Source organism: Blautia sp. OF09-25XD, assembly GCF_003482095.1.
Taxonomy (GTDB): domain Bacteria; phylum Bacillota; class Clostridia; order Lachnospirales; family Lachnospiraceae; genus Fusicatenibacter; species Fusicatenibacter saccharivorans.
Genome location: NZ_QUMG01000002.1, coordinates 35,114 through 59,040, shown reverse-complemented (window position 1 = coordinate 59,040; position 23,927 = coordinate 35,114). Strand labels below are relative to the sequence as shown.

Genomic DNA, 23,927 nt, shown 5'->3' with positions numbered 1-23,927 from the left:
TTCTATTAGCTACAGCTAATGGTCAAACAGCAATGTCTGTTTGGAACTTTACTATCTATAAAAGTTCCAGGCAGGCATTTTTTATTTCCTGAATCCTGGAGGAAAGGAGTCAAGATGACTGAACCAAACAAGTGAAAAGTCTGTTATTGAGAGGGTATGGGGAGATCCCCATCAAGATAAAACCCATAGGTTGACGGGAGGCAAAATGGCAATACTGTTAAACATGGGTGGATCTTGCTCTTATTTGTATCCCTCTATATAACGAAACGCTCAGAGGCTGTTTTACAGTGAGGGAAAAGAAAAAATATCAAAAAATTGATAATTAATGGTGAACTTGTGATAGAATGGAAAAAAGAGAAAAGCATAAAGGATGTAGTTGTGGAGAATATTTGTTATGATTAGAAAGTTGCTGAACGGAGATATCGATAGAGTCGCTGACATATGGTTAAAGACAAATCTGAAAGCACATTATTTTATTTCCAATCAATACTGGAAAAGTAATTATGAATTAGTAAAAGAAATGCTGTCACAATCCGAAGTCTATGTGTTTGAAGCAGATAAAATGATACAAGGATTTGTAGGACTAAATGATGAATATATCGAAGGTATTTTTGTCTCCGATGAAATGCAGTCATGTGGCATAGGTAAGCTTTTATTAGATTATATTAAGGATAAAAAAGTTAGCTTACGATTAAATGTATACCAGAAGAATGCCAGAGCAATTTCTTTTTACCAAAGAGAAGGATTCATTATTCAATGTGAAGATTTGGATGAAGATACTGGTGAAAAAGAGTACACTATGCTATGGAAACGAAAATAGAAATCGGAATTTGGAGAATTAGACGTTATGAGGAGCGTAAAAATATGAATGCTGACTTCAGAATAGACGGAAAAGTAATAGAAACAAAAAGGCTCATTCTTAGATCATTCAAACAAACAGATTTGGAGGATTTCTATGAGTATGCATCTGTCGAAGGTGTTGGGGAGATGGCAGGATGGAAACATCATGAAAATATTGCTGAATCTCAAAGTATTATGAATTCCTTTATCAGTGAGGATAAAGTATTTGCAATCTGCTTAAAGAAAAACAATAAAGTAATCGGTACTGTTGGCATAGAAAAATATGGGTTAGAAGATGCTTTGACAGAATTCAAGGATTATTACGGCAGAGAATTAGGATATGTTTTGAGTAAAGATTATTGGGGAAAAGGACTTATGCCCGAAGCCGTAAATGCAGTTAAAGATTATTTATTTGGCGAATTGGATTATGATTTTCTGATTTGTGGTTACTATGATTTCAATGAACAATCAAAACGAGTTCAGACAAAATGTGGCTTCAAACCATATCGTTCATTGGTCATGACAACGCAAATGGAGACAAAAGAACAAGGTACATTGATGTTGTTGCTGAATTCCAAGAAGAATATTAAATTAGTTTTTTCACATCCGGAAACCTTAATCTCCGAAAATTGGTAAAATCCAGTTTGTTGAACTGAATCCGAAAAGCATTAGGGCGCAGAGGAGATAGAATCCTTTGCGTAAAAGACTAACGAACATATTTAATGAAACATCGGAACCATCTTCTTTTTGTTGTCTACCTATAATAACGATTGGAGTAATCGATTATAGACACTGCAATCAAAAAAATCTGAAAATATATTTATCAACATTACATAAAAGTGTGTAGATGCACGGAAATGGGGAGTGTAACGATGGAGATTAAAAGAGACGCTTACCTACAGCAGCTGATCGAGCGAAAAGATAATGGAATGATAAAGGTGATTACCGGCATTCGTAGATGTGGCAAATCCTTTTTGCTGTTTACCATCTTTAAGAGATACTTACTGGAGAACGGCGTTGATGTTGATCATATTATTGAAATTGCATTGGATGGTATTGAGAACGAGGAATTAAGAGATCCCAAGGTATGCTTCAAGTACATCAAGGATGCCATGAAAGACGACGGGAAGTATTATCTCCTTTTGGATGAAGTGCAGTTCATGCCACGATTTGAGAAAGTGCTGAACAGCCTGCTCCGCATGAGCAATATTGATGTGTATGTCACCGGAAGTAATTCCAAGTTCCTATCCAGCGACATTGTGACCGAATTCCGTGGCAGAGGTGATGAGATTAGAATCTACCCTCTCTCCTTTGCAGAGTTTTATTCTGTCTATGACGGCGATTATGATGATGCATGGGATGACTACATGATCTACGGAGGATTGCCGCAGATCGTAAGTTTCCAGAGCGAACGACAGAAAGCGGACTATCTGAAGAACATCTTTGCAAATGTCTATCTGAAGGATGTTATTGAAAAAAATAAGATTCAGAACGTGGATGAGATTGGGATTCTGGTTGATGTGCTTGCATCTGCAATCGGCGCACCGACCAACCCTTCAAAGATTGCCAATACCTTTGCCAGTGAGCGCCAGATGACTTATGCTAATAAAACCATCTCCAAGCATATCGACTATTTGACAGATGCCTTTTTGATTTCCAAGGCAAGCCGATACGATATTAAGGGCAGAAAGTATATCGGTGCAAATCTGAAATACTACTTTACGGATCTGGGACTAAGAAATGCACGTTTGAATTTCAGACAGCAGGAGCCTACTCATATCATGGAGAACATTGTTTATAACGAGCTGTTGATCCGTGGCTACAATGTTGATGTGGGTGTCGTGGATATCTTCGATAAGGATAAAGAGGGCAAACGTGTTCGCAAGCAGTTGGAGGTTGACTTTGTGGTGAATCAAGGAAACCAAAGATACTATATCCAAGTTGCATATGACAGGACTTCGGAAGAAAAACAGACGCAGGAGTTCAATTCTCTGCGTAATATCCCGGACTCTTTCAAGAAGATCGTCATTGTAAATGGCAGCAAAAAGCCTTGGAGAAATGATGAAGGTTTTGTCATCATGGGAATGAAGTATTTCTTGCTGAATGCGAATAGTCTGGAATTTTAAGTCGATTTGAGTTGTTGCTGTGGTGTTGTTCTATTTCCAAAAAGAGTGAAATGATATAAATAAGGCCAGCCGATGTGGTAGCATTTATGTGGGAGTACATGAAAGTACCGGAGGATTCAAGAGAAAAAGTTAAGAATCTGCTTAAAGATGCAAATGAAAATGGAGTAAAAATAAGTCATCAGGCACCAACACTGTATGATGTTGTTCCGAAAGAAGAAATTGCTGAATTTGAAGAGCTTATGCGCAAAACCATAGCTGACATTGTATCAGAAGCCAGTAGCGTTGCCTGTTGGGTGTATGTGCAGAAATATGTGAAGCACAAAACCCTAAACGAAATGCTGCAAGAATTGCCAGACGTAAGTCAATTCATCCTGGCTATGATGAGATAAGTGAAGAATTACTTCATTCTGCAAGAGCTATCCTTGAAGCAGATAATGAAATGCAGAGAATAAAAGACAAAATTGGTATGTTACACGAAATTTAGGGAGAAAACTGAGCAAGTAGGAAGGTGGAATATATATGAAACAAGATACTTTAGAGGGCAAAGCAAAAACAAAAAATGGGGTAAAACGGCTGTGCTTTTCCATAATCTGCATTCTTCTGGAAGTGATTTTTATTATTACTATCGTAACACGCTTGAATGAATATGCAGAAATCATAAATTTATTTACAAGGATTTTGAGTGGGATCTTGGTTTTGGGATTGTACGCATCAAATAAGACATCCTCTATGAAAATGCCTTGGGTCATCTTAATTCTAATTTTCCCAATTATGGGTGTAGGCCTGTATTTGTTGATTGGTTTGAATGGTGGCACACATAAAATGCGTGAGCGATATGCAGAAATTGATAGCAAATTGTTACCAATGCTCCCGGACAGTCAGGAGTGTTTGAGCAGAATAAAAGAAACAATTCCGAAAGCAGGAAATATAGCAAGTTACATACAAAGAAATTCGCAGTATCCAATCTATCAGAATACGGATATTGTGTATTTTGATGAAGCAGTGAAAGGATTAGAGGCACAGCTTAAGGATTTGGGGAAAGCACAGAAGTTTATCTTTATGGAATATCATGCGATAGAAGACGCTGAAGCATGGCATAAGATTCAAGATGTTCTGGAAGAGCGAGTAAAAGCAGGTGTGAAAGTTAGAGTATTCTACGATGATATGGGTTCTATAGGCTTTATTAACACAGATTTTGTGAAAAAGATGGAGGCAATAGGAATTCATTGCCGTGTATTCAATCCGTTTATGCCAGGTTTAAATCTGTTTTTGAACAATCGTGATCATAGAAAAATAACAGTTATTGATGGAAAAGTCGGATTTACAGGTGGATATAATCTAGCAAACGAATATTTTAATTACACACACCCGTATGGACAGTGGAAAGATACAGGTATTCGTTTAGAAGGAGATGCTGTTCAGTCGCTTACGGTGACATTTTTGGAAATGTGGAATGCAGTAAGTGATAAGGATGCTAATGATTCTGATTTTAGTAAATACCTTTTCCACTATGATTATGCGGCACAGCAAACTGGGTTTGTTCAACCTTATGCAGACAGCCTATGGATAATGAGCAAGTAGGAGAAGAAGTTTATATCAGTATGATAAATAAAGCTGAAAAATATTGTTGGTTTATGACTCCATATCTAATCATAACAGATGAAATGACGCATGCGTTATGTCTGGCTGCTAAGCGAGGGGTAGACGTAAGAATTATCACACCTGGTATCCCTGATAAAAAATTCATTTATAATATAACTCGTTCTTTTTATCATGGATTGGTTAAACATGGTGTTCGTGTTTATGAGTGGACTCCTGGTTTCTGTCATGCAAAAATGAGTGTGGCAGATGACTGTATGGCAACTTGTGGAACAATTAATCTGGATTATCGAAGTTTATATCACCATTTTGAAACGGCTGTTTTATGGCAGATTGTCAGGCAGTTGTGGAAATAAAAAATGATCTGATAAGAACGATGGGAGAATGTCGTGATGTGACAGACCAATATCAAACCGGACGAAGTGCATATTTGCGACTGGGACAATTATTTATGAGATTATTTGCTGGATTGCTATAAGAATCTGATGAAACGACCTTTCAAAAAACAGTTGATTTAGAAGTTAACTGTTTTTGAAAGGCCGTTTTTGCTATATCTAACAGTCTGTTGTACAAAGAAGATGTTGCATTGATGAAAAAACAAACCTTGTTGAGGTTAAATTGAGATTGACTTTGTATTGTATAAGTATGAAATAAAAAGGAATCAGGTGATGTACAATGAAAAAGTATAAAATATGTAAAATCCTTCTTGTTATACTGGCAGTTTTTTTATGTGTGGCTTTTTATGAATTGCTCGGAATCCGCGTTGCATATAAAAAGCAGCCGGAAGTGTCCAATACAACCAAAAAAGAAACAAAAAATGGGTCATGGAACGAATGCAGTGAAAATACAGAACGGGCAGTAATCATAGAAAAGAATCCAGAAGCGCTTTTACAAAGAGTGCGTTTGATCAAGAATGCAAAAAAGGAAATTATTCTTTCTACTTTTGCATTTCAATCCGATGAAAGTGGAAAATTGATTTTAGGAGCACTGCATGATGCGGCAGACAGGGGTGTACATATTCGTCTGTTAGTAGATGGAATGGAGAGCTGGATTGATATGGAAGGAAATCCGTATTTCTATGGATTATCTTCCCATGAGAATGTTGAAATTAAACTATATAATAAGGCCAATCCGTTGAAACCGTGGAAAATGATGGGTAGAATGCATGATAAATATTTGATTGCAGATGGAAAGAGATATATTCTTGGGGGAAGAAATACATACAATTATTTCCTGGGTGATTTTCCGGGACATAAGAACTATGACAGAGACGTGTTAGTGGTTTGCGATGAACCTGAGAAAGAAAATTCAGTTAACCAGTTGTTAGAGTATTTTGAAACGATATGGGAACAAGAAGACAGTGGTTATTTTCATGACAATAAAAAACTGGCAAATAGAAAATCTGTAAAGAACGCAGTTTTAGAGCTGCAGAACGGCTATCAGAAATATTTTGAAGAGAATAAGGAAAGAATCTGCGATACCGATTACACGGACGAAACTTTTGAGACAGAAAAGATTGCATTAGTGTCAAATCCTATCCACACAGGTTCCAAGGAACCAGTAGTCTGGTATCAACTGGGAGAACTAATGAAAAATGCAAAAGAGCGCGTGAAAATTCATACACCATATATTATTTGCAATGATATGATGTATAATACATGGAAAGAGATTGCGGAGAGAGTTCCGGATTTTTCTATCATGACCAATTCGGTTGCCAACAATGGAAACCCGTTTGGTTCTGCTGATTATGCGAGAAACAGAAACAGAATTTTAAATACAGGAATTGATATCTGGGAGTATGAAGGCGGCTATTCTTACCACGGAAAAAGCATCCTGATTGATGATGATCTATCCGTAATCGGTTCCTTTAACATGGATATGAGAAGCACGTATCTGGATACGGAACTGATGCTTGTAATACGTAGCAAAGAGATTAATAAACAGTTGGAAGAAGGCATGATGGAATATGAAAGAGTGTCCCGACAGGTATTGGAAGATGGAACCTATCGTGATCCATATCATGTAGAGCCAATCGAATTAACAAAGAAACGTCAGAGAAAAATATTTTTGGTACAGCATCTGCTTGGATGGGCAAGGTATCTGTTTTAATAAGGAGGAAGGAAAACGTGTTTCAAATATTGATTGTAGAAGATGATAAAGAATTAAGCCAGCTATTCCAAAAAGTGCTTGAGAAGAATGGATATCAGGTCAAAAGTGCATCGGATGGAGCACTGGCATTAGAAATATTGGATAAAGAGTATATTGATCTGATCATTTCCGATATTATGATGCCGGTTATGGATGGTTATGAACTGGTGTCGGAACTCCGTTCAGCAGGATATCAGATACCGGTACTTATGATCACTGCGAAAGGTTCCTTTGATGATATGCGCCAGGGATTTCTTTCGGGAAGTGACGATTATATGGTAAAACCGGTAAATGTGAATGAAATGGTTTTAAGAGTCGGAGCACTGCTTCGCCGTGCACAGATACTGAATGAACACAAAATTGTGATCGGTTCAACAGAGTTTGATTATGATGCAATGACGGTTACAACTGATAAGGAAAGTCTTGTTTTGCCTAAAAAAGAATTCCTGCTTTTATATAAGCTTGCAGCTTCGCCAGGCAGAACATTTACAAAACAACAGTTGATGGATGAAGTATGGGGATACGAGACGGAGGCAGACCCACATACGATAGAGGTACATATAGGAAGAATCAGAGAGCGTTTTAAAGATAACCCTGATTTTGAAATCGTAACAATGCGTGGAATTGGATACAAGGTGGTGAAAAAATAATGGAACAAAAGAAAGAAAAAGGATTGCGGATCCGATCCTGTCTGACTGGTGCAATCTGGCTGGCACTTGTATTTTCAACAGTCATATCTGCTTTATTATTTGCTTTTTTGAATCATTTTTTTAATCTGCCGGGCAGCATATCTGTGCTTGGCTGGCTTTTGATTTTCAATACATTGATTGCAGGGCTGATCACTTCCTTTATCAATGCAAAGTTACTGGAACCAATTACCAGACTTAGTAAAGCAATGAAGGAAGTTTCTCAGGGAGATTTTGAACAGCATTTGGAAACGAACAGCCGTATAGCAGAAGTTGGAGAATCTTATCAAAGTTTTAACGTTATGACAAAAGAACTTCGTGCAACAGAGGTGCTGCAGATGGATTTTGTATCTGATGTTTCTCATGAGTTTAAGACCCCGATTAATGCCATTGAAGGATATACAATGCTGCTTCAGGGAGAAGAACTGTCTCCGGATCAAGAGGAATATGTAGAAAAAATCTTATTTAACACCCAAAGACTTTCCGGATTGGTTGGTAATATTTTGCTGTTATCCAAGTTAGAGAATCAGAATATACCAATGAAAAAAACAGAATATCGTCTGGATGAACAGATCCGCCAGGCATTTCTTTCATTGGAAACAAAATGGACAGAAAAAGAAATTGGTTTTCAGGTAGAATTGGAGGAAGTTAAATATACTGGGAATGAAGGACTTTTTATGCATATCTGGATAAATCTTTTGGATAATGCGATTAAGTTCAGCCCTTCAAAGGGGACAATTACGATGTTTCTGAAACAAGAACAGGATTCTGTTAAGTTCATTCTGGAAGATGAAGGACCAGGAATAGAGGATGATGTAAAATCCAGAATATTTGACAAGTTCTATCAGGTAGATGGATCTCATAAAGCAGAAGGAAATGGCCTAGGTCTTGCACTTGTAAAACGGATTGTAGATAGTGCCGGAGGAACAATCAAAGCAGAAAACCGTGAATATGGTGGATGCAGATTTGTTGTAGAGCTTCCAATCCAGAAAGATAAGGCCATATAAGTTTAAGAAAAACAGATAGAGGAGGAATTACATGACATTTTATCAGGAGTTGCAGTTAAATCAGGCAGGTTCTAAAAACCTGTTGAAAAAGAGTGAAACACTAAAAGAAAAATCATATCATATGTGGGTATATCTGGTGAAGATAGCTGCTACAATGGCATTTTGTTTTTGCTTTGTTAGTATTTTCAGTATCCTATTTGGAAATGAGAACAGCATTGTAGGTGTAGTAGTCTTATTATGTCTCATGGTGTTTAGAAATGCGGATCTGGGGATCCACACCGGACAATCTACGATGCTTTTGGCTTTGTTCTTTGTAATTATGACTGTATGTCCGCATTTAGCAAATCAGTTTTCACCGGTATTGGGAATGCTGTTAAATATTGCGGCACTGGCTGTGTTGATTCTGTTCGGATGCCATAATCCATTCATGTTTAATCAATCTACATTGGTTCTTGGGTATCTACTGCTATATGGTTATGATGTTACGGGAAAAAGCTATCAGATGCGATTAGTCGGAATGGCTTTAGGTGCAGCACTTACCTGCTTCGTATTTTATCGAAATCATAAAAACAGAACCTATAAAAGAAATCTGAAAGATCTGATACAAGAATTTGATATCACTTCTTCCAGAACAAAATGGCAGATATGTCAGATTTTATGCGTACCGATTGTCCTTTGCATTGCAGAACTTTGTAATATGCCACGTGCAATGTGGGCTGGTATTGCGGCCATGTCCACGATTTTGCCGTTTATGGAAGATATGCACTACAGAGTCCGTAAAAGGATTGTCGGAAATATTGCAGGTGTTATATGTTTTACAGTATTATATTTTCTGCTTCCTTCGTCAATCTATGCATATATAGGAATTCTTGGTGGAATCGGTGTAGGATTTTCAGCACAATATGGCTGGCAGGCAGTATTTAACACATTTGGTGCTTTAGCCATTGCTACAGAGACTTATGGACTACAAGGAGCGGTTAGTCTTAGAGTGATTCAAAATGTTTTTGGTGTTGTGTTTGCTTTAGCATTTTGTGTTATATTTTATTGGTTTATGTCTAAAAAAAAAGGAAAGTAAGGTGACCGTACATGCAGAGTGAAGTGAATCAGGAAGAAAATTTGAATAGAATTATTACGGTTCCTAATCTTCTTTCCTTTTTTCGGCTTTGTCTGATTCCGGTAATTATATGGAGTTATTGTGTAAAGAAAAATCCTCTGTTAGCTGGTGAAATCTTATTGCTGTCTGAGCTTCCCGATATGTTCTGGTAAAGACTTGGACCATGGCAGAAGCTCTGTTAGAAAATCAGTTTTTTTATCCTCCACATGTTTAGGGATTTCTCTGAGCAGATGTCGAACTTTCCTATTATATAAGAAAATTCCGCATAGCCGCTGATGATAATGAGCTACATATCTTCCCGGATTTTTCTCAGCACCGAGCAGACTTCCAGTTCAAGTTCTTCCCCCAGGATCCTACCTTCCATCCTTTCTTTTCTGTCATACCCTGCTGTAAGTATAGCATAGACTTTTGTTTCCGACATTAAAAATTCCATCGACATCCGTTTCTGCACACGGTATAATAGGTATCATGTAAAGAAAAAGGAGGTTGTTTTCTTATGTTATCCTGCACCTACGAAGTAGTCGCCATCGATGGTGATTACGCGCATTTACGCCGCAATGACATCGAACCGGAGGACAATGAAATGAAACTGGTTGCCCGCGCACTGCTGCCGCCGGAAATTATGGAGGGCAGTATTTTGAAATACGAGATGCTGCAGTATGAAATCATTGGCTGATGCTGTTTTTCCGGCCGAGGTGTTTTCTCTCCCGCTCTTTCATGGCATCTCGGAAACCGGGCGGACGGCTCTTGTTTCGAGCGGGTGGCTGCGGACGTGTTCGTTTGAGAAAAACCAGACCATTTATCACATGGGTGACCGCGTGTCCGAACTGGGGATTGTGCTGTCCGGCAGCGTTTTCGTGGAGAATACGGATCTCTGGGGCAACCGCAGTATCTTAAGCAAGATCACCCCCGGCCAGGTATTTGCCGAAACGTATGCCTTCTGTCGGGAGCCGATGATGGTGAATGTCACGGCAGCCGAAGCCTCGACGGTTCTCTTTTTCAATCTTCGAAACCTCGACCAGACCGCCGATGGTGATGATGCATGGCTGTCCCAGCTTCGCAGTAACATGCTCCGCATCTCCATGCAGAAAAATCTTACCCTCTCCAACCGCATTTTCTGCACTACACCAAAGACGATCCGCGAGCGCGTGCTGGTCTACCTCACCGCGCAGTCTGCCAAAACCAGCGCCGACACCTTTACGATCCCCTTCGACCGCCAGGGCCTCGCCGACTACCTGAACCTCGACCGGAGCGCCCTCTCCAAAGAACTCGGAAAAATGCAGAAAGAGGGAATCCTCGAATTTCATAAAAACAAATTTACGCTGCGTCATCCGTCTCTCTAGGCGGTACCGCAGCGTAAATTTTTTACCGTTTCATCGTTTCAAATGCTTATTTTTCATAAACGAATATACACAAAAAGTATTTTTCCGTGGTTATAACCACATACTTTTCCTGTTATATCCGATATTCTGTACGTGTAAATTATGAAACTCCGCGCAGATCTGTTTTTCCCTCTGCGCTTAACCCCTCGGAAATACCCTACAGGAGGAACTATTTTTATGGAACAGAACATGTTTTGCTACCAGTGTCAGGAAACTGCCGGCTGCTCCGGCTGTACAAAATCCGGTGTCTGTGGAAAGCGCCCGGAGACAGCGGCGCTGCAGGATCTGCTGATCTGGACGACGAAAGGACTTTCCGCCGTGACGACACAGCTCCGCCGCGAAGGAAAAACCGTCGATGCCAGCGTCAATCATCTCATCACCGAAAACCTGTTTACGACCATCACAAACGTGAACTTTGATGATGATACGATCCGCGCACGAATTGAGGCAACGCTTGAGACCAAAGCGCTTCTCGCTCAGCTTGCCGACTGCTCCGCTCTGCCGGAGGCCGCCCTCTGGAACGGCACAACCGATGAGTTTGCCGCAAAAGCAGTAACCGTCGGCGTACTTTCCACGAAAAATGAGGACATCCGCTCTTTACGCGAGCTCATCACCTACGGTCTGAAAGGACTTGCCGCGTACACCAGCCATGCCAATGTTCTCTTAAAAGAAAACGAGGAAATCGATGCCTTCCTGCAGCGTGCTCTCGCCGCAACGCTCGACGATTCCCTCTCCGCAGAGGAACTGACGGCTCTCGCACTCGAGACCGGCTCCTACGGCGTGCAGGGAATGGCACTGCTCGATGAGGCCAATACTTCCGCTTACGGCAATCCGGAGATCACCACCGTCGATCTCAGTGTCGGCACCCGCCGGGTATTCTCGTCTCCGGCCATGATCTGCGCGACCTCGAGATGCTGCTCGAGCAGACCGTGAACACCGGCATCGATGTTTACACCCACTCCGAAATGCTGCCTGCACACTACTATCCGGCGTTCAAAAAATATGAACATTTTAAGGGAAATTATGGTAACGCCTGGTGGAAACAGAAAGAAGAATTTGAAGCCTTCAACGGCCCGATTCTGATGACGACGAACTGTATCGTGCCGCCGAAGGACAGCTACAAAAACCGTATTTACACAACCGGAGCGGTTCGTTATCCGGGATGCCCGCACATCGACGGCGTCATCGGTGAGACAAAAGATTTCTCTCTGCTCATCGAACAGGCAAAGCACTGCGCACCGCCGACGGAACTCGAGCAGGGAACCATTGTCGGAGGCTTCGCCCATGCACAGGTACTCGCCCTGGCAGACCAGATCGTCGATGCCGTGAAATCCGGCGCGATCAAAAAATTCGTTGTCATGGCTGGATGTGACGGCCGTGCAAAGAGCCGCAGCTATTACTCTGATTTTGCACAGGCACTGCCGAAAGACACCGTGATTCTGACCGCCGGCTGTGCAAAATACAAATACAACAAGCTGAACCTCGGCGACATCAACGGCATTCCGCGCGTCCTCGATGCCGGCCAGTGCAATGATTCCTACTCTCTTGCCGTGATTGCACTGAAATTAAAGGAGGTCTTCGGCCTCGACGATATCAACGATCTGCCGATCATCTACAATATTTCCTGGTATGAGCAGAAAGCCGTCATTGTTCTTCTGGCGCTGCTGTCGCTTGGTGTCAAGAACATCCACCTCGGCCCGACACTCCCGGCATTTTTAAGTCCGAATGTCGCAGCTCTTCTCGTTGAAAACTTCGGCATCGCCGGAATCGATACCGTTGAAAACGATATGGAATTGTTTTTCGGAAAATAATCGAAAGCCCTTGCTTTCTTTCATTTTTCCACGTATACTGTATATGTTCAGACAAAAATATCTTTGAATTTGGGCATATCAGAAAACGGACCTCAGATTCCATTTCTATACACGCCCGACACCGATGAGTCATCTCATCTTAATCACACATTTTTAGAACGTGCCTGGGAATTTTTTCAGACACGTTCTCATTCTATCACGGAGATTTATAAACTATGAGCATCATGAAAAATATCAATAAAGCCAAGGTTATGGTCTTAAAAGATCAGGTTTCCTACCAGGAAGGCCAGATCGTCAGCAAAACACTGGTACAGAATGAATCCGTCAGTATCACCTTATTTGCCTTCGACAAAGGCGAAGAAATCAGCACCCACGAGTCCGGCGGCGACGCCTTCGTCACCTGCCTCGACGGAACCGGTGAAATCACCATCGACGGCGTAAAATACGAACTCCACGAAGGCGAATCCATCGTCATGCCGGCAAAACATCCGCATGCAGTGTATGGCAAAGAGCAGTATAAGATGCTTCTGGTAGTGGTATTCTAACGTATCCTTTTTGAACCAATTATTGATATGCCTGGCAAAATAAGGCAGCATGCCTCAGGATTTCCTGTGATATGCTGCCTTGCCTTTTTATTCATTTACGCCTTTTCTATCAGGCATTCATGCTTTTTGGTCTTTTTATCATAATTAATTCCAACCAGCAGAATATCTCCAATATACGGTTCCAATGATGCAATGTACTTTTTCTCTTTGATCTGATCTGTCTCCACCCACAGATGGGCTATGAGCTCCTCAGCAAATGGGATTCCACAAGACCATACGCCGAGGCGGTGCTCTACCACCATCTCTGGTACGACGAAAAAGACGGCTATCCGCGCGAGTATACCCATAAAGGCAACGACAACGCCATTCTCTACCAGATCCTCACCTGCGCCGATTGTCTCGGTGCGGCAACCGATTCCGTCGGGCGGCTGATCACCGTGGAACGCGAACAGTTATACCGCGAAGTCTTCGGTAAAAACGTGGAGCTGGTTCTATAACTTTGGTTTCTGTTTATGGCGTTAATTCGTATATCCGTATATTGTAGTTCTTTTCAAGGTTCTGTCCGTCTCGCGTGGACACATTGTAGAATGCACAAATTTCATTCAGCTCACATGTTCATTTTGTTAATTTATTAATGAACGTGTTTTTTTCAATTTTATGTTTTATGTTAATTTATGTTCATTTATCGTTCATCATTTTGTGAACGCCAAGTTGACATCATTAAAAGAAAATAGTTTACATTTTGGGAAAAATATACTAAAATAACAGAAACGGTCAAATCTCCGCCGAAAAAAACGGCGGAGATTTTTCTGGAAAGAAGGGCGAAAAACGTGTTGGAAAGACGATCGAAAAATTTCGAAGGAAATGCGTAGAAAATCCGCCCGAAAAGGTGAAAAACCAAGCATAAATCACAGGGAGGAACTTCATACTATGAAAGAAATCATCCAGGGCTTCTACCAGAAGAAACATTTCTGGACCCGCCTGATTCTGGTCATCGCTGCCGTCATCCTGATGGGCTTTGCGCTCTCATGGCTGCTTCTCGTCGATCTCGGCACCGATCCGTGTACCTTGTTAAACCAGACCATCTCCACCCGCCTCGGCATCAGCATCGGAAACTGGCAGGCGCTCTTCAATACCGTCCTGCTCATCTTCGTTATCATTTTCGGCGGCAGAAACTTAGGCTTCGGAACCCTCGCAAACATGTTTCTCGTGGGATATTCCATCGACTTTTTCTCCTGGATCTGGGCGAAAGTCCTTCCGGCAGACCTCTTCACCTCGATGGGTGTGCGAATCGCCGTGCTGATCCCGGCGCTGATCCTGTTTATCCTTGCCGCATCCTTCTATATGGATGTTGATATGGGAACTGCACCATACGACGCAGTATCCTTCATTATCTCCACCCACCTGCCGAACGTTTCGTTCCGTGTGATCCGCATCGTCTACGACTTCGTTGTCACCGCGATCGCCGTTCTGCTCGGCGGAAAACTCGGCATTGTCACCGTGCTGATGGTTATTACCCTCGGTCCGGTCATTGAATGGCTGGGAAATATCATGAAACAGCATCTGAATATTTTTGATGACTGAAATCATTGCTTTTCCGCGCTTTCTATACTACAATAGAACTACCAGATGATCTTTTTTCTAAAAGAAAAGCCTGCCTCCGGGACTCACATCTCTGTGGCAGGCTTTTCTTCCCTAAAAATAGCCGAAAAAAGACTCAAAAAGCAGAAAATCATTTATATTAAGGAGGTTTTTCCTATGAGCAACACCCCAAACCCTGTTTACGAAAAACTGATGAAATGCTACGAGAGCTTCCGCTCCCATATCGATTTCCAGCCGGAAGTCGCACTGATTCTCGGTTCCGGCCTCGGTGATTTTGCGAATGATATCCGCGTTACCGCAACCCTCGATTACCATGATATCGAAGGCTTCCCGGTTTCCACTGTTCCGGGCCACGCGGGCCGTTTTATCTTCGGCTACGTCGGCGATGTGCCGGTTGTCTGCATGCAGGGCCGCGTTCATTATTATGAAGGCTATCCGATGACCGACGTCGTTCTCCCGACCCGCCTCATGAAGCTGATGGGCGCAAAAGCACTGTTCTTAACCAACGCCGCCGGCGGCATCAAACAGGGCACAAAGCCAGGCTCTCTGATGCTGTTAAACGGCCAGATCGCCTGCTTCGTTCCATCTCCGCTTATCGGACCGAACATCGACGAGCTCGGCACCCGTTTCCCGGATATGAGCCAGATCTACGACCTTGAATTCCAGAAAATCGCACGGAAAGCCGCAGCCAGCCTTGATATCGACCTGATGGAAGGCGTTTATCTGCAGCTCACCGGCCCGCAGTACGAGTCCCCGCAGGAAATCGCCATGTGCCGCACCCTCGGCGCAGACGCGGTCGGCATGAGCACCGCCTGCGAAGCCATCGCTGCACGCCATATGGGCATGCGCGTCATCGGTATTTCCTGCATTACCAATCTTGCCGCCGGCATCTCCCCGCAGCCTCTGTGCCATGCGGAAGTTCAGGAGGCAGCTGACATGGTTGCACCGCAGTTCAAAAAACTCGTTGCCGCAACGATTCAGGGCATCGCAAAGACACTGTAAACACACAGCGGCGGGGGTCTGTCAAAAAAACAGGCCTCCGCCGCTGAAAACAGCACGTAAAATAAAGGAGAGATCTTTTTTGAATACACGTTTTTACAACGCCAAAATTCTCGTACTCGACGCTGAAAACCATTTTTCCATCGCCGAAGACGAACTTCATGTCACCGGCGACACCATCACCTATATCGGACCTGGTAGAAAAGCAGATCCAGATGCCGCAGAGACCACTGTCTTCGACCGCGAAATTGACGCCCGCGGCAATCTCCTGATCCCGGGCTTTAAAAACGCACACACGCACACCCCGATGACCTTCCTCCGCTCCTACGCGGACGATCTCCCGCTCCACGAATGGCTCGAGCGCCAGGTCTTCCCGAACGAGGCAAAGCTCGCCGGGGACGACGTTACTGGCTCAATATCCTCGGCATCATGGAATATCTGACGAGCGGCATCACCTCCAATTTCGACATGTACATCCAGCAGAAAAACAGCATCGCTGCCACGGTCGACACCGGATTCCGCACCGTTCTTACCAGCGGTCTCAACAACTTCGTCGACAGCCCGGAAATTCTCGAAGAGATGTATAACTATGTCAACGAACTCTCCGACCGCACCTCGTATCTGCTCGGTTTCCACGCCGAATATACGACCGGCGGCCCGCTTCTTGAAGCCGTTGCCAAACTCGCCGAAAAATACCATTCCCCTGTCTGGACACACAACGCCGAAACAAAAAGCGAAGTCGAGGGCTGTAAAGAGCGCTGGGGACTCACCCCGACACAGCTGATGGAACGCTTAGGCATGTTCCAGTACGGAGGCGGCGGCTACCACTGCATCTGGATGGAGGACCGCGATTTTGAGATCTTCCGTGACCGGAAACTGACGGCCGTTACCAATCCCTCCTCAAACCTGAAGCTCGCCTCCGGCATCTGCCCGCTGAAGCGTTTTTACGATAACGGCATCAACCTCGCCATCGGCACCGACGGACCGGCCAGCAACAACTGCCTCGACATGTTCCGCGAAATGTTCCTGACCACCGGTCTTTCCAAAGTCCGTGAGATGGACGCCGCAGGAATCCCGGCTGATGCGATACTCTACATGGCAACCGCAGGCGGCGCACACGCGATGCAGATCGATGACTGTGACCGTCTCGCCGTTGGCAAAAAGGCGGATCTCGTCATGATTGATCTGCACCAGCCTAACATGCAGCCGGAAAATAATCTGATCAAAAACCTCGTTTACAGCGGCAGCAAACAGAACGTAAAGCTTACCATGGTAAACGGTCAAATTCTCTACGAAAACGGCGAATTCCGCATCGGCTTTGACCCGGAAGAAATTTATGCAAGATCCAACGCCATTATCCGAAGAATTTCCGGCTCGCATGCAGATAATTAGTGGATTTCACGCAGTTTTTCCTTTGCTTGACATACTTTTTTCTTTTATATTATAATGTAGCCATACATGCAGAAACGCTGTACCGATTGAAAGGAGAATACTATTATGAAAAAGAAAGTAGTTAGCTTACTGCTTGCAGCCGCCATGACAACTGCTGCACTCGCAGGATGCGGTTCCTCCAATGGATCCTCTTCCTCCGACGCATCCACAGGTGCCGATTCCACCAGCGCAACTTCCGCTTCTGCTTCCACAGACGGAGAAAAAAAAGACGCCGCAGGTGAGAAAATTGCCATGATCACAGACTCCGGAGATATCACCGACGAATCCTTCAACCAGATCACCTGGGAAACTGTATGCGCCTACGGCGATGCAAACGGCGTAGAGTACGAGTACTACAAACCGGCAGAGGATACCGATGAAGAGCGTATCAACTCCATCGATCTTGCTGTTTCCGAGGGTGCTACCGTTGTTGTAATGCCAGGTTACCTGTTCGGACCTGCCATCGCTGAAGAGCAGGACACCTATCCGGATGTAACCTTCATCGCAGTCGATGTTACCGAAGGTGATATTGTAAAAAACGGCAAAGCTGTTGATCTCGGAAAGAACGTGTACATCTGCTCCTTCGAAGAAGAGCAGGCCGGCTACCTGGCTGGATACGCTGCAGTAAAAGACGGCTACACAAGCCTTGGTTTCCTCGGCGGTATCGCTGTTCCGGCCGTTATCCGTTTCGGTTACGGTTATGTACAGGGTATCAACGCTGCTGCTGAAGAAGACGGCGTAGATGTAAACGTAAAATATTACTATGGCGGCCAGTTCTACGGCGATGACTCCATCACCGCCCGTATGGAGGGCTGGTATGCAGACGGAACACAGGTTGTATTCGCCTGCGGCGGCGGTATCTGGACATCTGCTCTGGATGCAGCTGAGACACACGACGGAAAAGTTATTGGTGTAGACGTTGACCAGCGTTCCAAAATCGGCGAGCGCTGCCTGACTTCCGCTATGAAAGGTCTTCCAAGCGCCATCAACAACGCTCTGGATTCCTACTTCAGCGGAAACTTCTCTGAACTTGGCGGAACTGCTCAGCAGCTTGGACTGAAAGACGGAGATTACATCGGCCTTCCTACCGATTCCGAATCCTGGGGATTCACAACCTTCACACAGGATCAGTATGAAACTGTACTGGCTGGTATCCGCGATGGTTCCATCGAAATCTCCAGCGATACAGAAAATCAGCCGGAAGTAGGTTCTCACGTAACCGTTGATTACATCAGCTAATGTGCATACTGTTTCTGTAACAATATGCCTTTTGGGGAAGAGAATATTATTTCTCTTCCCCTTTTTTTTCTGCCATGCAAAATGCTATACTAGACATAATGAAAGCCCGCAGTTCTGCCTTATTTTCCATAGCTTCGGCAGTCCTGCAAAACCACGCTTGAAAGGGAATATGTATATGGAAAATGAGTACATTATTGAGATGTTGAACATCACCAAAGAATTCCCGGGTATCAAGGCGAACGACAACATTACGTTACAGCTCAAAAAAGGAGAAATCCATGCTCTGCTTGGAGAAAACGGTGCAGGAAAATCAACCCTGATGAGTATTCTTTTTGGTCTGTATCAGCCTACCTCCGGAATCATCAAGAAGAATGGGCAGGAAGTCCATATCAACACGCCGAACGACGCCAACAATCTCAACATCGGTATGGTGCACCAGCACTTTAAGCTGGTCGAATGTTTCTCGGTTCTCGACAACATCATCCTCGGCGTAGAGCCGACCAAAGGCCTTTTCCTCGAGAAAAAGAATGCCCGTGCAAAAGTCATGGAGCTGAGCGAGAAATACGGTCTGATGGTCGATCCGGACGCTCTGATCTCAGATATTACCGTCGGCATGCAGCAGCGTACCGAAATTCTGAAAATGCTCTACCGTGACAACGAAGTCCTGATCTTCGACGAGCCGACCGCGGTTCTGACGCCGCAGGAAATCGACGAGCTGATGAAGATCATGAAGAACCTCGCAAAAGAAGGAAAATCCATCCTCTTCATCACCCATAAACTCAACGAGATCATGGAAGTTGCCGACCGCTGTACGATTCTCCGCAAAGGAAAATACATCGGAACCGTCAACATCAGCGAAACTTCCAAAGAAGAGCTCTCCCGCATGATGGTCGGAAGAAACGTCAGCTTCTCCGTCAACAAAAAGCCGTCAAAACCGGGCGACACCGTTCTGAAAGTAGAGCACATGACCGTACCGAGCAAGGTGCACGGAAACAACGCCGTCAAAGATGTTTCCTTTAATGTAAGAAAAGGCGAGATTGTCTGCATCGCAGGTATCGATGGAAACGGCCAGTCCGAGTTCGTTCAGGGCCTCACGGGACTGGAAAAAGTATCCGGCGGTAAAATTCTGTTCAACGGACAGGACATCACGAAAGCTTCCATCCGCGACCGCTCCAAGATGGGCATGAGCCACATCCCGGAGGACCGCCATAAACACGGCCTCGTGCTGGATTACTCCATCGAGCAGAACATGGTGCTGCAGCGTTACTGGCAGCCGGAATTTGAATCCTTCGGCTTTATCAAATCAAAAGCCGTGCGCGAATATGCCGAGCGCCTGATCGAGCAGTACGATGTCCGCAGCGGCCAGGGTCCTGTGACCATCACCCGCAGCATGTCCGGCGGAAACCAGCAGAAAGCGATCATCGCGCGTGAGATCGACAAAGATCCTGATCTTCTCGTTGCGGTACAGCCTACCCGTGGTCTTGATGTCGGAGCCATCGAATACATTCACAGCCAGCTCGTTGCACAGCGCGACAAGGGAAAAGCCGTTCTTCTGGTTTCTCTGGAACTGGATGAGGTTATGGATGTTTCCGACCGTATTCTTGTTATGTACGAAGGAGAGCTGGTCGGCCAGCTGGATCCGAAAACCGTTTCTGTCGAAGAACTCGGTCTCTACATGGCAGGTGCAAAACGGGATCCGGTTCCCGAAAAAGTATAAAAGAGAGGTAAGAAAAGCATGAACGAAAAAACGAAAAACGCTCTTCTGTCCATTGTCGCTTCTCTTGTATGTATTGTGATCGGTCTTCTTGTGGGATTTATCATTTTATACTGCATCAACGCGGAGAACGCAGTGGATGGATTTACACGAATCATCAAAGGCGGCTTTTACTTAAAGCCGAAAGGAATCGGAAGTGAAATCGCTCAGTCCGCTCCCCTGATTATGACCGGACTTTCGGTTGCATTTGCTTTTAAAACAGGTCTGTTCAACATCGGTGCTGCCGGACAGTACACCGTCGGTGTCTTCGGCGCCCTGTATTTTGCCATCATCCTCCACATGCCATGGTATGTATGCCTTCTGGCTGCTATGGTCTGCGGAGCCATCTGGGGAGCATTTCCTGGTATCTTCAAAGCATACTTCAACGTAAATGAAGTTATTACTTCCATCATGTTCAACTGGATTGGTCTTTATCTTGTCAATGAGCTGATGTACAACACCATCCCGGGCATGTATGATCAGAAGACCACACGTACTTACAAATTAAGCTCCGCTTCTCCAAAATCCCTGATTCCGGACTGCGGCATGAACTCCATTTTCCGTACCAGTTCCACAACGATTGCGATTTTCATTGCGATTGCCATTGCGGTCATCATCTACATCGTTCTGAACAAAACAACCTTCGGCTATGAGCTGAAAGCCTGCGGATTCAATAAGGATGCTGCCAAATACGCCGGCATCAACGAGAAGAGAAACGTTGTTCTCTCCATGACCATCGCAGGTGCGCTTGCCGGAATCGGTGCAGGCCTCTACTTCCTCTCCGGTGCATCCGAGTGGAACCCGCAGGTATCGACAGCACTCCCGGCCATCGGATTTAATGGTATCCCGGTTGCGCTTCTTGCACTTAGCAACCCGATCGGCGTTATCTTCGCTGCTCTCTTCGTTGCTCATATTTCGGTCGGCGGTGCTTACCTGCCTACGAAATATTATCAGCCGGAGATCGCGGACCTGATCGTTGCCGTTATCATTTACCTTTGCGCATTCGTTACCCTGTTCAAGGGCATCGTTGCAAACCTGTTCAAGAGCAAAAAAGAGCAGAAAGCAAATGCCAATGCAGACAACGGAAAGGAGGAGAAGAAATAATGTTCCTTTTAATTAAATTTACCTTACTGTACGCCGTTGTTCTGATGCTCGTTGCGATGGGCGGTATGTTCTCCGAGCGAAGCGGTGTCATCAACATCGCGCTGGAAGGAATCATGGCGATCGGCGGCCTTGCCGGTGTCTTCGTCCTGGTTCTGTTCCCGGACCTCCCGGCTCCTGCACTTGTGGCACTTTCCATTCTGGCGAGCGCCGTATCCGGTATGATCTACTCTCTGCTGCTTGGCTTCTCCGCCATCACACTGAAAGCAGACCAGACGATCGGCGGAACCGCGCTGAACATGCTGGCTACTGCCATTGCCATCGTCCTGGTAAAAGCATTCAACAACGGCTCGGATGCCGGAAACGGTGCAGCTTCCGCAAAGCTGAACTACACCAACGCCGCTTTCATTTACAAGATCGGACCATTTACCGTGAACATCTTCCTGTTCATCGGCATCATCCTTCTGATCTGCAGCTACGTGTTCCTCTTCAAAACGAAATGGGGACTGCGCCTGCGTGCCTGCGGTGAGCATCCACAGGCAGCCGACTCTGTTGGTATCAACGTATACCAGTGGAGATACACCGGTGTTATCATCTCCGGTGCACTCGGCGGTATCGGCGGATTTGCCTACATCGTTCCGTCCGTTACCACCTGGAACTTCGAAGTCGGCGTAGCCGGTGCCGGATTCCTTGCCCTCGCTGTTATGATCTTCGGTCAGTGGAAACCGTTCCACATTGCCGGAGCAGCCGTATTCTTTGCGGTATTCCGTTCCCTGGCAAACATTGCGGACTCCACCGTCCTCTCCCATCTGGGACTGTCCAAGAACATTTACAACATGATGCCGTTTATCGCATCCATGATTATTCTCGCCTTCACATCCAAGAATTCCCAGGCTCCGAAAGCCGAAGGTATTCCGTACGATAAGGGCGCAAGATAATATGTAACTATTCAGAGCCATGTGAAATGGAAGAAAAAATTGCGAATCATGCTTGCATGAATGAGCGGTTTTTTCTGGAATTTCATATGGCGAGCAGCCACATCGAAATGCAGCGCAGCGGAATCGAGATGTGGCTCTGAATAGTTACAATTTTTAAAGGCAGAGCCGTTAAATCCGAACTGTGTTTTTTCGGCTCTGCCTTTTCTCTATCATTCTGATTTATTTTTCATCAAAGAAAGGAAAAAATTATGCTGAACACCAAATTATTTGACCACACTATTTTAAAAGCAGACGCAACCGAAGCACAGGTTGCAAAGATCTGCGACGAGGCACTTGCACATGATTTTGCTTCTGTCTGCGTCAACCAGTACTACACCAAATTCGTTGCTGAAAAGCTCAAAGGATCTGACGTCAAAGTCTGCACCGTTGTCGGCTTCCCTCTGGGCATGTCCGATACCCGTGTAAAAGCGTTTGAGACCCGTGCGGCCATCGAAGACGGTGCACAGGAGGTTGATATGGTCATCAACGTCGGAGCCCTCAAAGACGGCAAATACGACTTCGTACGCTCCGATATCCAGACCTTAAAAGAAGTATGCGGCAAGGACATCGTTCTGAAAGTCATCATCGAGACCTGCCTTTTAACCGATGAAGAGAAAGTAAAAGCGTGCGAGCTCGCAAAAGAAGCCGGCGCTGACTTCGTAAAAACCTCCACCGGATTTTCTACCGGCGGTGCAAAAGCGGCTGATGTTGCCTGATGAGAAAGACCGTAGGCCCGGATATGGGCGTAAAAGCTTCCGGCGGAATCCACAACGCAGACGAGGCACAGGCTATGGTAGATGCCGGCGCAAGCGTCTCGGAACAAGCGCAACACTGGCTATCATCGGATAAAAAGGAGTTTCTTATGGATACGATACTGATAGGAATTGCCGGAGGAACCGGCAGTGGAAAAACGACACTGGCAGATAAGCTGGTAGAAAGTTTTGGACGCGATGAAGTGAGCATTCTGCGCCATGACAACTATTACAAACGCCATGACGATATTCCTTTTGAGGAGCGTGCCAAATTAAATTACGATCATCCCGATGCCTTTGATACCGACCTGTTATGCCAGCACATTCTCGAGCTGAAAGCCGGAAAATCCATCGAGATGCCGGTTTACGATTATGCCATGCATAACCGCTCGGATAAAACGATTCTGGTCCATCCTGCCCCGGTTATCGTGCTCGAGGGCATTCTCCTCTTCGTTGAGAAGGATCTCTGCGATCTGATGGACATCAAAGTCTTTGTCGATACCGATGCGGACGTGCGGATTCTCCGCCGGATCCTGCGCGTTGTAAAAGAGCGCGGACGTTCCCTGGACAGCGTTGTAACGCAGTACCTGACGACCGTAAAACCGATGCACGAGCAGTTTGTAGAGCCGAGCAAGCGCCGTGCCGACGTGATCATCCCGGAGGGCGGACAGAAACCGTTGCTCTTGAAATGCTGATCGAGCGGGTGCGTAAGCATCTGAATCTGGTGCAGAACCAGTAAACATCCGTTTATCGCTATAAAAATCTGCAAAAAAAGAACGAGGACTGAATTTTCTCTTTTTCAGCCCTCGCTCTTT

19 protein-coding genes and 6 pseudogenes are annotated in these 23,927 nt (G+C 44.8%); 24 read left to right on the top strand and 1 reads right to left on the bottom strand.

What is annotated here, in order from left to right; translation table 11 throughout:
* The first annotated feature begins 394 nt into the window (after positions 1-394).
* The 15 genes and pseudogenes from DXA93_RS02245 to DXA93_RS02180 all read left to right on the top strand — a co-directional run bounded on the left by DXA93_RS02245 (position 395) and on the right by DXA93_RS02180 (position 13,258).
* Complete coding sequence (locus DXA93_RS02245; protein WP_055195028.1) at positions 395-820, top strand: GNAT family N-acetyltransferase; 426 nt, start codon at positions 395-397, stop codon at positions 818-820.
* Positions 805-1,476: a GNAT family N-acetyltransferase gene (locus tag DXA93_RS02240; protein ID WP_226906398.1), complete on the top strand. Its 672-nt coding sequence runs from the start codon at positions 805-807 to the stop codon at positions 1,474-1,476. Before DXA93_RS02245 ends, DXA93_RS02240 begins: the two co-directional genes overlap by 16 nt.
* A 236-nt stretch (positions 1,477-1,712) precedes the next feature.
* Positions 1,713-2,966 (top strand): ATP-binding protein, encoded by a 1,254-nt coding sequence (locus DXA93_RS02235; protein ID WP_119207674.1) that lies wholly within the window; start codon positions 1,713-1,715, stop codon positions 2,964-2,966.
* Between the two features lie 98 nt (positions 2,967-3,064).
* Positions 3,065-3,355, top strand: coding sequence for a hypothetical protein (locus DXA93_RS02230; protein ID WP_179964667.1), 291 nt, complete (start codon positions 3,065-3,067; stop codon positions 3,353-3,355).
* A pseudogene (locus DXA93_RS20820) lies at positions 3,337-3,450 on the top strand (GTP pyrophosphokinase); the annotation flags it as partial. The gene DXA93_RS02230 and the pseudogene DXA93_RS20820, both read left to right, overlap by 19 nt.
* 35 nt (positions 3,451-3,485) lie before the next feature.
* Positions 3,486-5,043 (top strand): annotated as a pseudogene (cls, locus tag DXA93_RS02225) (cardiolipin synthase).
* Between the two features lie 197 nt (positions 5,044-5,240).
* Positions 5,241-6,674, top strand: coding sequence for a phospholipase D family protein (locus DXA93_RS02220; protein WP_117814422.1), 1,434 nt, complete (start codon positions 5,241-5,243; stop codon positions 6,672-6,674).
* Complete coding sequence (locus tag DXA93_RS02215) at positions 6,653-7,363, top strand: response regulator transcription factor (RefSeq protein WP_044024695.1); 711 nt, start codon at positions 6,653-6,655, stop codon at positions 7,361-7,363. The genes DXA93_RS02220 and DXA93_RS02215 overlap by 22 nt, the downstream gene beginning before the upstream one ends.
* Positions 7,363-8,406 carry a sensor histidine kinase gene (locus DXA93_RS02210; protein WP_055225915.1) on the top strand — a complete coding sequence of 348 codons (1,044 nt, stop codon included), beginning with the start codon at positions 7,363-7,365 and terminating at the stop codon, positions 8,404-8,406. The genes DXA93_RS02215 and DXA93_RS02210 overlap by 1 nt, the downstream gene beginning before the upstream one ends.
* A 31-nt stretch (positions 8,407-8,437) precedes the next feature.
* A complete protein-coding gene (locus tag DXA93_RS02205) occupies positions 8,438-9,481 on the top strand; it encodes an FUSC family protein (protein ID WP_118700640.1) in 1,044 nt (347 codons plus the stop codon).
* Positions 9,482-9,492: 11 nt separating this feature from the next.
* Positions 9,493-9,663: pseudogene (locus tag DXA93_RS02200) on the top strand (CDP-alcohol phosphatidyltransferase family protein); the annotation flags it as partial.
* A gap of 353 nt (positions 9,664-10,016) precedes the next feature.
* Positions 10,017-10,196, top strand: a complete 180-nt coding sequence (locus tag DXA93_RS02195; protein ID WP_055225919.1) for a hypothetical protein — start codon at positions 10,017-10,019, stop codon at positions 10,194-10,196.
* Positions 10,180-10,863: a Crp/Fnr family transcriptional regulator gene (locus tag DXA93_RS02190; RefSeq protein ID WP_119207673.1), complete on the top strand. Its 684-nt coding sequence runs from the start codon at positions 10,180-10,182 to the stop codon at positions 10,861-10,863. Before DXA93_RS02195 ends, DXA93_RS02190 begins: the two co-directional genes overlap by 17 nt.
* A 216-nt stretch (positions 10,864-11,079) precedes the next feature.
* A pseudogene (hcp, locus tag DXA93_RS20440) lies at positions 11,080-12,713 on the top strand (hydroxylamine reductase).
* A 215-nt stretch (positions 12,714-12,928) separates the two neighbouring features.
* Positions 12,929-13,258, top strand: coding sequence for a cupin domain-containing protein (locus DXA93_RS02180; protein WP_022462474.1), 330 nt, complete (start codon positions 12,929-12,931; stop codon positions 13,256-13,258).
* Between the two features lie 95 nt (positions 13,259-13,353).
* On the opposite strand, the gene DXA93_RS17610 is transcribed toward DXA93_RS02180, so the two are convergent.
* Positions 13,354-13,605 carry a hypothetical protein gene (locus tag DXA93_RS17610; protein WP_147399497.1) on the bottom strand — a complete coding sequence of 84 codons (252 nt, stop codon included), beginning with the start codon at positions 13,603-13,605 and terminating at the stop codon, positions 13,354-13,356.
* 583 nt (positions 13,606-14,188) lie between these two features.
* Between DXA93_RS17610 and DXA93_RS02170 the strand changes: the two genes are divergently transcribed.
* From DXA93_RS02170 to udk, 9 genes and pseudogenes are all read left to right on the top strand, one after another.
* Positions 14,189-14,842 carry a YczE/YyaS/YitT family protein gene (locus tag DXA93_RS02170; RefSeq protein WP_022461580.1) on the top strand — a complete coding sequence of 218 codons (654 nt, stop codon included), beginning with the start codon at positions 14,189-14,191 and terminating at the stop codon, positions 14,840-14,842.
* A gap of 174 nt (positions 14,843-15,016) precedes the next feature.
* A complete protein-coding gene (locus DXA93_RS02165) occupies positions 15,017-15,862 on the top strand; it encodes a purine-nucleoside phosphorylase (protein ID WP_119207671.1) in 846 nt (281 codons plus the stop codon).
* A gap of 79 nt (positions 15,863-15,941) precedes the next feature.
* Positions 15,942-17,251 (top strand): annotated as a pseudogene (locus DXA93_RS02160) (amidohydrolase family protein).
* A gap of 105 nt (positions 17,252-17,356) precedes the next feature.
* Positions 17,357-18,529 carry a BMP family lipoprotein gene (locus DXA93_RS02155; RefSeq protein WP_055225931.1) on the top strand — a complete coding sequence of 391 codons (1,173 nt, stop codon included), beginning with the start codon at positions 17,357-17,359 and terminating at the stop codon, positions 18,527-18,529.
* Positions 18,530-18,698: 169 nt separating this feature from the next.
* Positions 18,699-20,246, top strand: a complete 1,548-nt coding sequence (locus DXA93_RS02150; RefSeq protein ID WP_442857945.1) for an ABC transporter ATP-binding protein — start codon at positions 18,699-18,701, stop codon at positions 20,244-20,246.
* An 18-nt stretch (positions 20,247-20,264) separates the two neighbouring features.
* Positions 20,265-21,386: an ABC transporter permease gene (locus tag DXA93_RS02145; RefSeq protein WP_118640528.1), complete on the top strand. Its 1,122-nt coding sequence runs from the start codon at positions 20,265-20,267 to the stop codon at positions 21,384-21,386.
* Positions 21,386-22,321, top strand: coding sequence for an ABC transporter permease (locus DXA93_RS02140; protein WP_055225933.1), 936 nt, complete (start codon positions 21,386-21,388; stop codon positions 22,319-22,321). The genes DXA93_RS02145 and DXA93_RS02140 overlap by 1 nt, the downstream gene beginning before the upstream one ends.
* A gap of 248 nt (positions 22,322-22,569) precedes the next feature.
* Positions 22,570-23,209, top strand: a pseudogene (deoC, locus tag DXA93_RS02135) (deoxyribose-phosphate aldolase).
* Between the two features lie 13 nt (positions 23,210-23,222).
* Positions 23,223-23,807, top strand: coding sequence for a uridine kinase (gene udk, locus DXA93_RS02130; RefSeq protein WP_442857944.1), 585 nt, complete (start codon positions 23,223-23,225; stop codon positions 23,805-23,807).
* Positions 23,808-23,927 lie beyond the last annotated feature (120 nt).

What these genes read in the sequence shown, in the direction of transcription:
- DXA93_RS02245 (WP_055195028.1), top strand. Translation starts at nt 395, where the DNA reads ATGATTAGAAAGTTGCTGAACGGAGATATCGATAGAGTCGCTGACATA.
- DXA93_RS02240 (WP_226906398.1), top strand. Translation starts at nt 805, where the DNA reads ATGGAAACGAAAATAGAAATCGGAATTTGGAGAATTAGACGTTATGAG.
- DXA93_RS02235 (WP_119207674.1), top strand. Translation starts at nt 1,713, where the DNA reads ATGGAGATTAAAAGAGACGCTTACCTACAGCAGCTGATCGAGCGAAAA.
- DXA93_RS02230 (WP_179964667.1), top strand. Translation starts at nt 3,065, where the DNA reads ATGAAAGTACCGGAGGATTCAAGAGAAAAAGTTAAGAATCTGCTTAAA.
- DXA93_RS02220 (WP_117814422.1), top strand. Translation starts at nt 5,241, where the DNA reads ATGAAAAAGTATAAAATATGTAAAATCCTTCTTGTTATACTGGCAGTT.
- DXA93_RS02215 (WP_044024695.1), top strand. Translation starts at nt 6,653, where the DNA reads ATGGGCAAGGTATCTGTTTTAATAAGGAGGAAGGAAAACGTGTTTCAA.
- DXA93_RS02210 (WP_055225915.1), top strand. Translation starts at nt 7,363, where the DNA reads ATGGAACAAAAGAAAGAAAAAGGATTGCGGATCCGATCCTGTCTGACT.
- DXA93_RS02205 (WP_118700640.1), top strand. Translation starts at nt 8,438, where the DNA reads ATGACATTTTATCAGGAGTTGCAGTTAAATCAGGCAGGTTCTAAAAAC.
- DXA93_RS02195 (WP_055225919.1), top strand. Translation starts at nt 10,017, where the DNA reads ATGTTATCCTGCACCTACGAAGTAGTCGCCATCGATGGTGATTACGCG.
- DXA93_RS02190 (WP_119207673.1), top strand. Translation starts at nt 10,180, where the DNA reads ATGAAATCATTGGCTGATGCTGTTTTTCCGGCCGAGGTGTTTTCTCTC.
- DXA93_RS02180 (WP_022462474.1), top strand. Translation starts at nt 12,929, where the DNA reads ATGAGCATCATGAAAAATATCAATAAAGCCAAGGTTATGGTCTTAAAA.
- DXA93_RS17610 (WP_147399497.1), bottom strand. Translation starts at nt 13,605, where the DNA reads ATGGGTATACTCGCGCGGATAGCCGTCTTTTTCGTCGTACCAGAGATG.
- DXA93_RS02170 (WP_022461580.1), top strand. Translation starts at nt 14,189, where the DNA reads ATGAAAGAAATCATCCAGGGCTTCTACCAGAAGAAACATTTCTGGACC.
- DXA93_RS02165 (WP_119207671.1), top strand. Translation starts at nt 15,017, where the DNA reads ATGAGCAACACCCCAAACCCTGTTTACGAAAAACTGATGAAATGCTAC.
- DXA93_RS02155 (WP_055225931.1), top strand. Translation starts at nt 17,357, where the DNA reads ATGAAAAAGAAAGTAGTTAGCTTACTGCTTGCAGCCGCCATGACAACT.
- DXA93_RS02150 (WP_442857945.1), top strand. Translation starts at nt 18,699, where the DNA reads ATGTATATGGAAAATGAGTACATTATTGAGATGTTGAACATCACCAAA.
- DXA93_RS02145 (WP_118640528.1), top strand. Translation starts at nt 20,265, where the DNA reads ATGAACGAAAAAACGAAAAACGCTCTTCTGTCCATTGTCGCTTCTCTT.
- DXA93_RS02140 (WP_055225933.1), top strand. Translation starts at nt 21,386, where the DNA reads ATGTTCCTTTTAATTAAATTTACCTTACTGTACGCCGTTGTTCTGATG.
- udk (WP_442857944.1), top strand. Translation starts at nt 23,223, where the DNA reads ATGGATACGATACTGATAGGAATTGCCGGAGGAACCGGCAGTGGAAAA.